The organism is Rhodococcus sp. NPDC059234 (genome assembly GCF_042754225.1).
In the GTDB taxonomy this organism is placed as follows: domain Bacteria; phylum Actinomycetota; class Actinomycetes; order Mycobacteriales; family Mycobacteriaceae; genus Rhodococcus_G.
The window spans coordinates 1-12,921 of record NZ_JBHZAH010000130.1 but is presented as its reverse complement, the minus strand read 5'-3'; the positions used below and the strand labels follow the sequence as shown (position 1 = coordinate 12,921).

Genomic DNA, 12,921 nt, shown 5'->3' with positions numbered 1-12,921 from the left:
ATACTGTGATTGGCACAATGGTTTCAAGACCCCGCGTCGGCGTTCGCGGGATGGAGGGAGTTTCTCGGTGGGTTCAGACACCACGGTCCTGGTCACGGTGACGGGTCCGGATCGTCCCGGCGTCACCTCGGTTCTGCTGGCGGCGCTCGCGCGGCACGGCGTGAGCCTGCTCGACGTCGAGCAGGTGGTGATCCGGGGGCGCCTCACGCTCGGCGTGCTGGTGTCCTGCCCGTCGGACCCGGAGGCGCTGCAGGAGGCACTCGAGGACGCGATGGCGACCGTCGGGATGTCGGTCGACGTCGAGATCGGTTCCGACGCCGGTGCCAAGCCCGCCCCGTCCACTCACGCCGTCGTCGTGCTCGGCAGCCCGGTGACCGCCCGCGCATTGCGGCAGATCGCCCGGGAACTGGCCAAACAGGGCGCGAACATCGACTCCATCCGCGGCATCGCGGACTACCCGCTCACCGGGCTCGAACTCATGGTGACCGCCGCCGACACCGGAGCGGACGCCAACGGTGCGCTGCGTACCGCGCTCGCGGAGGTCGCGGTCGAGGAGAGCGTGGACATCGCCGTCGAGCGCGCCGGCCTGGCCCGGCGCGCCAAGCGGCTCATCGTGTTCGACGTGGACTCGACGCTGGTGCAGGGCGAGGTCATCGAGATGCTCGCGGCCCGCGCGGGCAAGGAGGACGAGGTCCGCGCGGTCACCGAGTCGGCGATGCGCGGGGAGATCGACTTCACCGAGTCCCTGCACCAGCGCGTCGCGGTGCTGGCCGGACTCGACGCCTCTGTCATCGACGAGGTCGGCCGCGACCTCGAGCTGACCCCGGGCGCCCGCACCACCATTCGCACCCTGCGCCGGCTCGGCTTCCACTGCGGGGTCGTCTCCGGCGGCTTCCGTCAGGTCATCGAGGGGCTCGCGCACGACCTGGAGCTGGACTTCGTCGAGGCGAACACGCTCGAGGTGGTGGACGGCAAGCTCACCGGACGGGTGATCGGAGCGGTCGTCGACCGGGCCGCGAAGGCGGTGGCGCTGCGCAAGTTCGCCGCCCAGGTCGGGGTGCCGATGGAGCAGACCGTCGCGGTCGGCGACGGCGCCAACGACATCGACATGCTCAACGCTGCGGGCCTCGGCGTGGCGTTCAACGCGAAGCCCGCCCTGCGGGAGGTGGCCGACACCGCCCTGTCCCACCCGTTCCTCGACGCGGTCCTCTTCGTACTCGGGGTGACCCGGGACGAGGTGGAGGCGGCCGACGCAGTCGACGGTCTGGTACGTCGGGTTCCGCTGTGACACAAGGGGTTCCGGAAGCCGATCTCGATGCCGGTTTCCGGGCCCGCCACGCGGTGCTGGCGGCCGGTTATGGCGACCGCCCGGACCCCGACGACCCGTCCCTCGTGCTCGCGATGCCGCTGGTGTTGCACATTCCCAAGGCCGACCCGCCGGCCCGCAGTGCGCTGCTGGCGGCCGCCGCGACGGCGACGGTCGCGTTGTGCCTCGACGAGCGGGTCGGCGCCGGTGCGGACGGCGAGCCCGGCCCGTGGAGCGCCGACTACCGAGCCTGGACCGGCGCGCGTATCCGCAAGGTCGCGCGCCGGGCCCGGGGCGCCCAGTGGCTGGCGGCGCAGTCGGTGGACGGCGTCACCGCCGAGGTGGGTGGGGCGCAGGCCCGTGCACTGGTGCCGGGACCGGTCGGCGCGCTCGACGCCCGAATTCGCAAGCTGCAGATCGGCGGCACCGACCTGGACCACGACCGGCCCGGCGACCCCGACGACGGGACCGTCGTCCTGTGGATCGACGGCTCGCTCGGCATGACCGTCGGCAAGGCCGCTGCGCAGGTCGGACACGCGGCCATGATTCTCGCGGGCGCGATGACCGCAGAGCAGGCCTGGCAGTGGGCCCGCGACGACTTCCGGTGCGCCGTGCGCGACGCCGAGCCGGACCGGTGGTCCGCGCTCGTCGGCGAGCTGGCGGCGGGTCGAGCGGTCGCGGTGCGCGACGCCGGCTTCACCGAGGTGGCCCCGGGTTCGACGACCGTGGCTGCGAGGCTGCCCGGGTCGACCGGCAGCTTGGATTGACGGCGGAATCGGCCTAAGGTGAGCGCGTCCAGCACGGGAGCCCTGGCGTCGTAGGGCTGAGAGGGAGCACGGCTGCTCCGACCGTCACACCTGATCCGGGTCATTCCGGCGTAGGGAGCAGCGCGTTGTCTGTTGTGCGTTCACAATCCGGGGACCCGTCCCCGGGTCCGGTTTCCGTCGAGTCCTCGGAGCCGTCCTTCACTCTCGACGAGAACCCCACGCGCACTCTGGGCCTCGGGGCCCAGATCGGTCTGTGGGGGAATCTCGGCATCTCGCTGCTGCTGCCGGTCGCGGCGACCTACACAGTGCTGCAGGGGCAGTCGTTGCTGGCGACCCTGCTCGCGGTGGTCGTCGGCGCCCTGATCGGTTCGACGCTGCTCGGTCTGACCGCGTCCGCCGGCGCATCCGTCGGCGCACCCGCGATGGTGATGATGCGTGGACTGCTCGGCAGCAAGCTGTCCGCGCTGCCGACGGTCCTGAACCTCGTCCAGTGCGTCGGCTGGGCGACCTTCGAGGTGTTCGTCATGGCGGAGGCCGCTGCCCGCCTGACCGGGTGGCAGCGCTGGCCGTTCGTCCTCGTGGCGGGTGTACTCGCCACGCTGATGGCGCTGCGACCGCTCAAGGTCGTGCACATCCTCGCCAGGTATGCGGTGTGGGCAGCGATCGGCTCGACGGTGTACCTGCTCGTGAACGTGCTGATGAAGGATCTGCCCTCGCTCACCGACGGCAACTTCTCCGGATTCTGGACCAGCGTGGACCTGGTGATCGCGATGCCGATCTCCTGGGTTCCGCTGGCCGCCGACTACGCCCGGCACTCCCGCTCGCCGCGGGCCGCCTTCCTCGGCGCCACGATCGGATACGGCGGGGCGACCGTGGCGTTCTTCGCGCTCGGTGTGCTGGCCTTCGTCGCGTTCGGCCTCGAGCCCGGATTCGACATCATCGGCAGCCTGCTCGTGCTCCCGCTCGCCGGTGTCGCGCTGCTGATCCTGGTCGCCGACGAGATGGACGAGGCGTTCGCCAACATCTACTCGACCGCGATCAGTGCGCAGAACCTGCGGCCCTCGCTGGACCGCCGCTACCTGGTCGTCGGGGTGGGCGCCGTCGCGACCCTGCTGGCGCTGAGCGTGGACGCCTACAGCTACGAGCCGTTCCTGTTCCTGATCGGTGCCGTCTTCGTGCCGCTGACCGCGACCTTCCTGGTCTCGTTCTACCTGATCAAGCGGGGTGTCTGGGACGTGTCCGAGTCGGCGCCCTCGCGGTGGGGGATGCTGCTGCCCTGGGCGGTCGGGTTCGTGGTGTATCAGCTCGTCACGCCGACCTACTTCACCGGATTCGGTGCGGGATGGACGCAATGGTGGACGAATCTGCAGTCCTCGCTGGGGATTTCGTCTGCTGGTTGGTCGGCGTCGCTGGCCTCGCTCGTTGTGGCCGGCGTCCTCACCGCGCTGATCGGCCTCATCGGTGCCCGAAAGGGGGCGCGGGCGTGAGTCTCTCGACCCGACTGCAGGAGCTCGGCCGGCCGCTGCTCGCGCAGCAGCTCGCGCATCCCACCGTCGCCGGGATCGCGCGGGGCGACCTCGACCCGGCGGTGTTCCGCGGCTGGCTCGAGCAGGACTACCTGTACCTGCTCGACTACACCCGGGTGTTCGCGCGGCTGGCCTGGCAGGCGCCCGACGGCCACCTCGGGTACCTGGTGGATCTCGCGCACTCGACCCTGCACGAGGAGCTGAGCCTGCACCGCGAGCTGTCCGAACCCTTCGGCGCGCAGTTCGACTCCGCGGTCAAGAGTACCCAGTGCGAGGCCTACACGGGCTTCCTGCTCGACGCGGCGTCCGACTACGGTCGCGGGCTGGCTGCGTTGCTGCCGTGCATGTGGGGGTACTCGCAGCTCGGTATCGCGCTGGCGGAGAACCCGCCCGCCGACCCCCGCTACCGCCGCTGGGTCGACACCTACGCGGATCCGGGTTTCGCGGCGCTCGCCGACCGGTGTGCGGCGATGCTCGACGAGGCCGACCCCGATCCGGCGGTCGCCGAGGCGGCCTTCATATCGGCGATGCGTCACGAGCTCGCGTTCTGGGACGCGCGATGAGCCGGGCACGCGCGCTGGTCGACGGCGAGGCCGACCGCTGGCGGCAGCTCGCCGAGCACCCCTTCGTCCTGGCCACCGCCGACGGGACGCTCGCGGCGGAGTCGTTCGACCGCTGGCTGCTCGAGGACCACGCGTTCGTGGTCGAGTTCCGCCGATTCCTCGCCGGCGTGCTGACCCTCGCGCCCGACGAGCGGTCCCGTGACGTACTCGCGGGCGGGATCGCCGCTCTCACACCGGAACTCGGCCTGTTTCGCGCCGAACTCGACGCACGGGGGCTCGACCGGGACGGGTATCGGCCCAGCCTCGGCTGTGTGTCGTACACCTCGTTCATGCTCGCGAGCCTGCACGACGGCTACGAGATCGCCTCGGCGGTGCTCTACGGGGTGGAGAAGGCGTACCTCGACGCGTGGACGACCGTCCGCGAGCGCGCCGCGGCCGCCGACTCGCGGTACCGCTCCTTCATCGACAACTGGAGCGCGCCGCCGTTCGCGAACTACGTCGCCGACCTCGGCGAGCTGCTGGGTGCGGGGGAGCCCACACCGGCGCAGCGGGCGGCGTTCGGCCGGGTTGCCGAGTTCGAGGTGCAGTTCTGGGACGGGTGCGCGGGCTAGTCGGTGCAGTCCAGCGGGAGCGAAGTGGCTCTTCTCTGCAGGTCCAGTCGTCACGGAGACTGGCCACCGTGTCCACCCTCGTGCCCCGCCTCGCCGCCCTTCTCGTCGGGCTGTGGCTCTACGGGTTCTCGATGGCCCTCATGGTCGTGGCCGGGCTCGGTCTCGACCCGTGGGACGTCTTTCACCAGGGTGTGGCGCAGCGCGCGTCGCTGAGCTTCGGCAGCGTCACCGCGTTGACCGGTGCGGCGGTCCTGGTGCTCTGGATTCCGATCCGTCAGCGTCCGGGTGTCGGGACGGTCGCGAACGTCGTGGTGATCGCGCTGGCCGTGGACACCTCGCTGGCCCTGTTGCCGGAGCCGGACGCGTTGGCTGCGCGGATTCCGGTCATGCTGTTCGCGGTCGTGCTCAACGCCCTCGCGACGGCGCTCTACATCGGCGCCGGGCTCGGTCCGGGGCCGCGGGACGGCCTGATGACCGGCCTGGTCGGCCGCAGTGGGCTGTCGGTCCGGTTGGTCCGCACCGGGATCGAGGTGGCGGTGCTCGCCACCGGCTGGATGCTCGGCGGCACCGTCGGGGTCGGCACCGTGGTGTACGCGCTCGGCATTGGGCCGCTGATCCAACTGATGATGCGCGTGATGCCGGGGCCCCGTCGCGGACAGCCCGGAGCCGGCCCGGTGACCTGCACGCCGACCGGGGCGGACGACACGCAAGCCGGTCCTGCCGCGTGCGCCGCGAGCACGTAGGTCAAGATGGGCGTCGTGCCCGAACTAGATCCCGATCTGCTCATCGATTTCGACGACGTGCTCATCCGCCGCGGCGGTGTCACCCTGGTCGGTCCCGTGACCTGGAAGGTGGAGCTCGACGAGAGGTGGGTTGTGCTCGGGCCCAACGGCGCGGGCAAGACCTCGCTGCTGCGGATCGCGGCCGCCGAGGTGCACCCGACCTCCGGTCACGCGAACCTGCTCGGCGAGACGCTGGGCCGCGTCGACGTCAGCGAACTGCGGCCCCGGATCGGGTTGTCCTCGTCCTCGCTCGCGCACCGGGTGCCCGCCGACGAGGTGGTCAGCGATCTCGTCGTCTCGGCCGGCTACGCAGTGCTCGGACGCTGGCGGGAGCAGTACGAGGAGATGGACACCACGCGCGCCGTGGAGATGCTCGAGAGCCTCGGCGCGGAGCACCTGGCGGATCGCACCTACGGCACCCTCTCCGAGGGCGAGCGCAAGCGGGTGCTCATCGCGCGGGCCCTGATGACCGACCCCGAACTCCTGCTGCTCGACGAGCCTGCGGCCGGCCTGGACCTCGGTGGTCGCGAGGAGCTCGTCGCGCGGCTGTCGGACCTCGCGGCCGATCCGGATGCGCCCGCCACCGTGCTGATCACCCACCACGTCGAGGAGATCCCGCCGGGCTTCACCCACGCGCTGCTGCTCAAGGAAGGCCAGGTGGTCGCGCAGGGCCTGATCGACGACGTGATCACCGCGGAGAATCTGACGGAGGCGTTCAGCCAGTCCATCGCACTGGATCGGGTGGACGGACGGTTCTTCGCCAGGCGGGCGCGACTGCCCGGCCAGCACCGCCGCTGACCGCGGTTCGGGATAGTTGTAACGTCCGACACATGTCCACATTCGAAGCACATCCCGAAGTTCCCCCGAAGGACGCCTCCACCGTCATCCTGGTGCGCGACTCCGCGTCCGGGCCCGAGGTGTTCCTGCTCCGCCGCGTCGGCGGAATGGCCTTCGCCGGTGGCATGACCGTGTTCCCCGGCGGCGGCGTGGATCCGCAGGACGCCGAGGCCGACGTCGCCTGGAGTGGGCCGCCGGTCTCCTGGTGGGCTGAGCGGTTCGGCGTCGACGAGGGCCGTGCGAAGGCTCTGGTCTGCGCGGCGGTGCGGGAGACCTTCGAGGAGTGCGGGGTCCTGCTTGCCGGACCGACCGCGGACACCGTCGTCGCGGACACCTCCGGATACGCGCAGGCGCGCAAGCAATTGGAGGCTCGCGAGCTCTCGTTCAGCGAGTTCCTCGCCCGCGAGAACCTGGTGCTGCGTGCGGATCTGCTTCGGCCGTGGGCGAATTGGGTCACCCCGATCGGTGAGGGCAGGCGCTACGACACCCGTTTCTTCGTGGCCGCGGCCCCCGCGGGTCAGGTCGCGGACGGTGAGACGTCGGAGGCCGCCGAGGTCACCTGGCAGACCCCGGAGCAGGCCGTCGCGGACTGGGTCGGGGGCCGCACGATGCTGCTCCCGCCGACCTGGAGCCAGCTGCAGTCGGTCGGCGAATACGGAAGCGTTGCAGAGATTCTCGCCGCACAGCCGGAGATCCCGGTGATCCTCCCGACGCTGTACCAGGAGGACGACGGCTCGTGGCGGGTGCGGTTCCCCGGTCAGGAGCCCTACTACGCCGCTGGGGCGCACCCCTGGGGCGAGCGGTAGCCTTCGCCCATGGCTGAGTTTGTGACTCTCGAGGTATCCGACGGCATCGGCACGATCCGGTTGGCACGTCCCCCGATGAACGCCCTGAACCGACAGTTGCAGGAGGAGCTCCGGGCCGCGGCCCGCGAGGCGACCGTCAACGCGGAGGTCAAGGCCGTCGTCGTGTACGGCGGGGAGAAGGTGTTCGCGGCGGGTGCGGACATCAAGGAGATGGCGGAGATGTCGTTCGCCGACATGAGCCCCGTCGCGGGCGACCTGCAATCGGCGCTCGGCTGCATCTCGGAGATCCCCAAGCCGACGGTGGCCGCGATCACCGGGTACGCGCTCGGCGGGGGCCTCGAGATCGCGCTCGGCGCGGACCGTCGGATCGCGGGCGACAACGCGAAGGTCGGTGTCCCCGAGGTGCTGCTGGGCGTGATCCCCGGCGGCGGCGGAACCCAGCGCCTGGCCCGGCTGATCGGCCCGAGCAAGGCCAAGGACCTGGTGTTCACGGGACGGTTCGTCGGCGCCGAGGAGGCCCTGGCGATCGGCCTGATCGACGAGATGGTCGCCCCGGACGAGGTGTACAACGCGGCCCGGAAGTGGGCCTCCCAGTTCACCGGTGCCGCGAGCCGCGCGCTGGCCGCCGCGAAGGCCGCCATCGATCAGGGGCTCGACACCGATCTGGGTACCGGCCTGAAGATCGAGGCCCAGCAGTTCGCGCAGCTGTTCGCGACCGCGGACCGGACGATCGGCATGGAGTCCTTCATCGCGAACGGTCCCGGTAAGGCGCAGTTCACAGGCGCGTAGCCGCGCGCCACCTGCCGCAAAACTAGAACCTGTTCACACTCCTTACCACCTAGTAGGCTCTCACCCATGACTGCAAGCCCGAAGGACGGGATCGATCCCGCGCCGAACCCGCACGCCACGGCCGAAGAGGTCGAGGCCGCGCTCAAGGACACCAAGCTCGCCCAGGTCCTCTACCACGACTGGGAGGCCGAGACGTACGACGAGAAGTGGTCCATCTCGTACGACGAGCGCTGCATCGACTACGCGCGCGGCCGTTTCGACGCGGTCGCCGGGGACCTGCCCTTGCCGTACGAGCGGGCTCTCGAACTCGGTTGTGGCACCGGTTTCTTCCTGCTGAACCTGATGCAGGGCGGGGTCGCCAGGACCGGCTCGGTCACCGACCTCTCGCCCGGCATGGTCAAGGTCGCGCTGCGCAACGCCGAGCATCTCGGCCTGCCGGTCGACGGTCGCGTCGCCGACGCCGAGACCATCCCGTACGAGGACAACACCTTCGACCTCGTCGTCGGGCACGCGGTGCTGCACCACATCCCGGACGTCGAGCAGTCGCTGCGTGAGGTGTTGCGGGTGCTCAAGCCGGGCGGCCGGTTCGTGTTCGCGGGCGAGCCCTCCACGGTCGGCAACTTCTACGCCCGTTGGCTCGGCCGCATCACGTGGGAGGCCACCACGACGGTCACCAAGCTGCCGTTCCTGGCGGACTGGCGTCGTCCGCAGGCCGAGCTCGACGAGTCCTCCCGCGCCGCGGCGCTCGAGGCCGTCGTGGACCTGCACACCTTCGACCCGACCGACCTGGAGAACATGGCCAAGTCGGCCGGTGGCGCAGAGGTGCGTGCCATCACCGAGGAGTTCGCCGCGGCGCTGCTCGGCTGGCCGGTCCGGACCTTCGAGGCCGCGGTTCCGCCGGAGAAGCTCGGCTGGGGCTGGGCCAAGTTCGCGTTCGGTGGATTCAAGACGCTGAGCTGGGTCGACGAGAAGGTGCTCAAGCACGTCGTCCCGCGCAACTTCTTCTACAACGTGATGATCACCGGCGTGAAGCCGGAAGAGAAGCAGTAGGAGCGACGATTCTCTGTGGGCTATGACTTCACCACGGAGGACGTCCGGTACCTGAGGTCATCCGACGGTTCCGCGGCCCTCTCGGAGGTCGATCAGCTCGAACTGTCCGCGCGCACGCACCTGGCCGACATCGGCCGGGTGCGTGCGCGTTTCGGCGACCGGACGGCAGCCCTGGTCGAGACCGTGCTGCTGCGCCGCCGTGCCGCCGCGAAGCTCGACGGTTCCGGCGACTGGCTGCTCACCGACGACGCGCTGCAGCAGGCCACGCCGACCGTGGTGGCCCGCCACCGGGCTCGCCGGGTCGTAGGCCGCGCCGTGCACGACGTCACCTGCTCGATCGGAGCCGAGCTGTCCGCCCTGGTCGGCGTCGCGGACGTGGTGATCGGTAGCGACCTCGACCCGGTCCGGCTGGCGATGGCGGCCCGGAACGCGCCCGGCGCGACGGTGCTTCGTGCCGACGCACTGGTCCCGTGCACCCGCGACACCGTCGTCCTCGCCGACCCGGCCCGGCGCTCGGGCGGCAAGCGTCGACACGACCCGGCCGCGTTGCAGCCGCCGCTGCCCGACCTGCTCGACGCCTACCGCGGCCGCGACCTGTCGGTGAAGTGCGCCCCCGGACTGGACTACGACGCCCTGGACTGGGACGGCGAGGTCGAGGTCGTCTCGCTCGACGGCGGCGTCCGCGAGGCTTGCCTGTGGTCGCCCGGGCTCGCCGGACCGGGCGTCCGCCGCCGCGCGAGCGTGCTGCTCTCCGACGGCGGCGGCTGGGAGCTGACCGACGCCGAACCCGACGACATCCCCGAGCGCGAACCGGGCCGGTGGATCGTCGATCCGGACGGGGCGGTGGTGCGCGCGGGTCTGGTGCGGCACTACGCGGCCCGGCACGGCCTGTGGCAACTGGATCCGCGGATCGCCTACCTCACCGGCGACGCCGTGCCGGCGGGTGTGCGTGGATTCCGGGTCCTCGAACGTCTCAAGTACACCGAGAAGGCGCTGCGTCAGGAGTTGGCGCGGCTGGACTGCGGAGTGGCGGAGATCCTGGTGCGCGGGGTCGACGTGGACCCGGCCGTCCTGCGGCCCAAGCTCAAGCTGCGCGGGTCGGTCTCGCTGAGCGTGGTCCTCACCCGCATCGGGCGGACGCCGGTCGCGTTCGTGTGCGAGGCCGGCGTCCGGGCCTGAGCGTCGCTCGGCGGACGGTCAGGGCGCGAGGACGAACAGCTCGCCGAGCAGGGTCGGGGTGAGTACCTCGCCGCCGGGGCCGATCGACGTACCGACGGTGAAACCCGCCGCCCCGGGCAGCACGGTCTGACTCGCAGTCTCGCCGCTGCCGGTGTCGAACGCCAGCACCGCCAGGCCCGCCGTCCCGTCCCGTACGACGGTGAAGCCGGTCCCGCCCGCGGTCTGTGCGGGCACACCCAGTTGGAGTACGTCCTTGCGCTCCCACGCGAGTTCGGCGTGGTCACCCTTGTCGCGCAGGGCGAGCAGGTGTCCGTCTCGTCCGCCGGCGGGGACGAGGAGTCCGTCCGCGGTCACCGACGGGCCGTCGGCCGCGACGTACCCGACGTCGTGGCTCCAGCGGGACTTGCCGGTTCCGGTGTCGAGCGCCCAGAGCGTGCCCTTGGCGTCGTTGGCGTAGAGGGTGCCGCCGTCGGCGGACAGGACCGGGCTCGACGAGCTGCCGCCGATCACCGCGTCGCTGGTCCATTCTTCGGAGAGCGCGCCGTCGGCGTAACGCATCGCGACGATCTCCGACTGCGGACGGCCCGGTCGCCAGACATTGACGTAGAACCGGCCCGACCCGAGGTCGACGGCCGGCGGGTGCGCGACGGGACATTCGGGCGAGCCGAGGAAGCACTGGTCGAGGCCCTGCGCGGCCGGCGGCAGCGGCACGTCCTGGGCCTGGTCGACGGTGGGCGCCGGAATCAGCTGGTAGGACGGCACGATTTCCTTGCCGGTCTGCGGGCTGAGCACCGACACGATCCCGAACTGGGTGACGAACAGGACGTTGCCGTCGGCCGTGAACTGCGCCGACATCGGGGTACCGCTGACGACGGTGCGCCAGCGCAGCTGGCCGTGCTCGTTGAACGAGTTCATCGCGCCGTCCTCGCCGATGTACACATTCGTGTCGTGATCGACGAGGGGAGTGGCGGCCGCTACGCCCGGACCGAGTCGGGTACACCAGCGCTTGCGGCCGCTCTCGATCTCGAAGGAGTAGAGGTTGCAGCCGCTCTCGCTGCGGGTGGTCACGAAGATCTGGCCACCGGCCGAGACCGAGGCCGCGGTGGCGCTCGGGGCGCCGAGGGGACGCGACCACGCGAAGGTCAGCGAGTTGGATCCGGTGACCGGGCTGGTGTCGCTGTTGCGGGCGTCGGCGTGCATCCCCGGCCAGCCGCCGGTCGAGTAGATGCTGTCGACCTGCGAGTCACTGCTGCAGCCGCCGACGACCAGTGCCGAGATCGTCGCCAGCGACACTGCCGCCGACCGTAGGACACGCCGCATTCGTCACTCCTCGTGTGGATTTCGCTCGATGCACACTATCTGGATGTCGGCACCGCCTTCGGCACCCGCCCCGCGGGAAGGGTGCCGGTGGGCGTCCCGGTGCGCTCGCAATCGCGATATCTCAATTCGCGGTAATCCCGTGAATGTAATTTCGGTTGAATATTGGTAACGATACGTGACGTTACGAATGCGCAATTGGTGGCCATTCGGCCCTGAATTGATGTCCGTTGAATGAACTATGCAAATTCGGTGCTCAATTGTGTTCAAATACGGATATGGGACGGCGTCAGAGCGACTCCACACGGCACACCACGCGCGAGGTGCGTACCCCCTCGGCGCCCGGCAGTGAAGACGGATACCTGCTGGGGTCACCCGCCGCAGGTGTGTACATCGTGCTAGCCCTCGTCGTGGGCGGCGCGACCCTGATCGGCGCGATGACCTCGTCGCTGCTCGCGGTCGGAGTCGTTCTCGTCGGCGCACTCTGCGCCGCGCTGCTGCTCGGCGGAACGGGGTGGCGCGGAGGTCACGGCGGGATGGGGCGCGGCGGACTTCACTGGCACTGATACGTAGGCTGTCGATCCATGACCAGCATGTGGGGCGCACCGTTGCGCACGAGGTGGCGTGGATCCCGTCGGACCGACAGCGAGCAGGCCCGATTCCTGACCCGTGACTCGCTGCGTTGGGTGATCGCGAACAAGGCGTACACACCGTGGTACCTCGTCCGGTACTACCGGCTCGCGAAGTTCAAACTCGCGAACCCGCACGTGATCCTGCGGGGAATGGTCTTCCTGGGCAAGCGCGTCGAGATCCACTCGACGCCCGGACTGTCCCGGCTCGAGATCGGTCGCTGGGTGCACATCGGCGACGGCAACGCGATCCGCTGCCACGAGGGTTCGCTGCGCATCGGCGACAAGGTGGTCTTCGGCAAGGACAACGTCGTCAACACCTACCTGGACATCGAGATCGGCGCCTCGACGCTGGTCGCGGACTGGTGCTACATCTGCGACTTCGACCACCGGATGGACGACGTCAACACCCCCATCAAGGACCAGGGCATCGTCAAGGGCCCGGTCCGGATCGGTCCCGACACCTGGATCGCGGCGAAGGTGACCGTGCTGCGGAACACCAAGATCGGCCGTGGATGTGTGCTCGGCGCGCACGCGGTGGTCAAGGGTGAGGTGCCCGACTACAGCATCACGGTCGGCGCGCCCGCCAAGGTCGTCAAGAACCGCAAGGAGGCCTGGGAGGCCGGCGCCGCGGACCGGGCCAAGTACATCGCCGCACTCGAGGACATCGAGCGCAAGAAGGCCGCCGGACTCGCGACAGCCGCCGAATAGGCGCTGCGCGCAGTGTGGGGCGCTTTCGGAGTCCGTGGACTCCGAAAG

General features: G+C 70.2%; 14 protein-coding genes and 1 riboswitch. Of the genes, 13 read left to right on the top strand and 1 reads right to left on the bottom strand.

Annotation, left to right across the window (positions count from 1 at the left end; translation table 11 throughout):
- Window positions 1–67 precede the first annotated feature (67 nt).
- From serB to ACFXGJ_RS21160, 11 genes are all read left to right on the top strand, one after another.
- The gene (serB, locus tag ACFXGJ_RS21210) at window positions 68–1,288 is read left to right on the top strand and encodes a phosphoserine phosphatase SerB (protein ID WP_378624313.1); all 1,221 of its coding nucleotides are present in this window, start codon (window positions 68–70) and stop codon (window positions 1,286–1,288) included.
- The gene (locus tag ACFXGJ_RS21205) at window positions 1,285–2,073 is read left to right on the top strand and encodes a peptidyl-tRNA hydrolase (protein ID WP_378624310.1); all 789 of its coding nucleotides are present in this window, start codon (window positions 1,285–1,287) and stop codon (window positions 2,071–2,073) included. The genes serB and ACFXGJ_RS21205 overlap by 4 nt, the downstream gene beginning before the upstream one ends.
- Window positions 2,074–2,096: 23 nt before the next feature.
- Window positions 2,097–2,207: riboswitch (TPP riboswitch) on the top strand.
- Entirely contained in the window at window positions 2,208–3,560 is a 1,353-nt protein-coding gene (locus ACFXGJ_RS21200; RefSeq protein WP_378624318.1) for a purine-cytosine permease family protein, read from the top strand.
- Window positions 3,557–4,162 carry a TenA family protein gene (locus ACFXGJ_RS21195; RefSeq protein ID WP_378624308.1) on the top strand — a complete coding sequence of 202 codons (606 nt, stop codon included), beginning with the start codon at window positions 3,557–3,559 and terminating at the stop codon, window positions 4,160–4,162. The genes ACFXGJ_RS21200 and ACFXGJ_RS21195 overlap by 4 nt, the downstream gene beginning before the upstream one ends.
- Window positions 4,159–4,773: a hypothetical protein gene (locus ACFXGJ_RS21190; protein WP_378624305.1), complete on the top strand. Its 615-nt coding sequence runs from the start codon at window positions 4,159–4,161 to the stop codon at window positions 4,771–4,773. Before ACFXGJ_RS21195 ends, ACFXGJ_RS21190 begins: the two co-directional genes overlap by 4 nt.
- 131 nt (window positions 4,774–4,904) lie before the next feature.
- Window positions 4,905–5,516, top strand: a complete 612-nt coding sequence (locus tag ACFXGJ_RS21185) for a YitT family protein (protein WP_378624315.1) — start codon at window positions 4,905–4,907, stop codon at window positions 5,514–5,516.
- Between the two features lie 6 nt (window positions 5,517–5,522).
- The gene (locus ACFXGJ_RS21180) at window positions 5,523–6,353 is read left to right on the top strand and encodes an ABC transporter ATP-binding protein (RefSeq protein ID WP_378624303.1); all 831 of its coding nucleotides are present in this window, start codon (window positions 5,523–5,525) and stop codon (window positions 6,351–6,353) included.
- 32 nt (window positions 6,354–6,385) lie between these two features.
- Window positions 6,386–7,198 (top strand): NUDIX hydrolase, encoded by an 813-nt coding sequence (locus ACFXGJ_RS21175; RefSeq protein ID WP_378624300.1) that lies wholly within the window; start codon window positions 6,386–6,388, stop codon window positions 7,196–7,198.
- Window positions 7,199–7,207: 9 nt separating this feature from the next.
- Window positions 7,208–7,987, top strand: coding sequence for an enoyl-CoA hydratase/isomerase family protein (locus ACFXGJ_RS21170; protein ID WP_378624298.1), 780 nt, complete (start codon window positions 7,208–7,210; stop codon window positions 7,985–7,987).
- Between the two features lie 66 nt (window positions 7,988–8,053).
- Window positions 8,054–9,037, top strand: coding sequence for a class I SAM-dependent methyltransferase (locus ACFXGJ_RS21165; protein ID WP_378624296.1), 984 nt, complete (start codon window positions 8,054–8,056; stop codon window positions 9,035–9,037).
- A 15-nt stretch (window positions 9,038–9,052) separates the two neighbouring features.
- The gene (locus ACFXGJ_RS21160) at window positions 9,053–10,216 is read left to right on the top strand and encodes a class I SAM-dependent methyltransferase (protein ID WP_378624294.1); all 1,164 of its coding nucleotides are present in this window, start codon (window positions 9,053–9,055) and stop codon (window positions 10,214–10,216) included.
- A gap of 18 nt (window positions 10,217–10,234) precedes the next feature.
- Here ACFXGJ_RS21160 and ACFXGJ_RS21155 read toward each other — a convergent pair whose 3' ends face one another.
- A complete protein-coding gene (locus ACFXGJ_RS21155; protein WP_378624292.1) occupies window positions 10,235–11,536 on the bottom strand; it encodes a PQQ-binding-like beta-propeller repeat protein in 1,302 nt (433 codons plus the stop codon).
- Window positions 11,537–11,856: 320 nt separating this feature from the next.
- Between ACFXGJ_RS21155 and ACFXGJ_RS21150 the strand changes: the two genes are divergently transcribed.
- Both ACFXGJ_RS21150 and ACFXGJ_RS21145 read left to right on the top strand, forming a co-directional pair.
- Window positions 11,857–12,099, top strand: a complete 243-nt coding sequence (locus tag ACFXGJ_RS21150; protein ID WP_378624290.1) for a hypothetical protein — start codon at window positions 11,857–11,859, stop codon at window positions 12,097–12,099.
- 18 nt (window positions 12,100–12,117) lie between these two features.
- Entirely contained in the window at window positions 12,118–12,873 is a 756-nt protein-coding gene (locus ACFXGJ_RS21145; protein ID WP_378624287.1) for an acyltransferase, read from the top strand.
- Window positions 12,874–12,921: the final 48 nt, after the last annotated feature.

What these genes read in the sequence shown, in the direction of transcription:
- ACFXGJ_RS21155 (WP_378624292.1), bottom strand. Translation starts at nt 11,536, where the DNA reads ATGCGGCGTGTCCTACGGTCGGCGGCAGTGTCGCTGGCGACGATCTCG.
- ACFXGJ_RS21175 (WP_378624300.1), top strand. Translation starts at nt 6,386, where the DNA reads ATGTCCACATTCGAAGCACATCCCGAAGTTCCCCCGAAGGACGCCTCC.
- ACFXGJ_RS21165 (WP_378624296.1), top strand. Translation starts at nt 8,054, where the DNA reads ATGACTGCAAGCCCGAAGGACGGGATCGATCCCGCGCCGAACCCGCAC.
- ACFXGJ_RS21185 (WP_378624315.1), top strand. Translation starts at nt 4,905, where the DNA reads ATGGCCCTCATGGTCGTGGCCGGGCTCGGTCTCGACCCGTGGGACGTC.
- ACFXGJ_RS21180 (WP_378624303.1), top strand. Translation starts at nt 5,523, where the DNA reads ATGGGCGTCGTGCCCGAACTAGATCCCGATCTGCTCATCGATTTCGAC.
- ACFXGJ_RS21145 (WP_378624287.1), top strand. Translation starts at nt 12,118, where the DNA reads ATGACCAGCATGTGGGGCGCACCGTTGCGCACGAGGTGGCGTGGATCC.
- ACFXGJ_RS21170 (WP_378624298.1), top strand. Translation starts at nt 7,208, where the DNA reads ATGGCTGAGTTTGTGACTCTCGAGGTATCCGACGGCATCGGCACGATC.
- ACFXGJ_RS21190 (WP_378624305.1), top strand. Translation starts at nt 4,159, where the DNA reads ATGAGCCGGGCACGCGCGCTGGTCGACGGCGAGGCCGACCGCTGGCGG.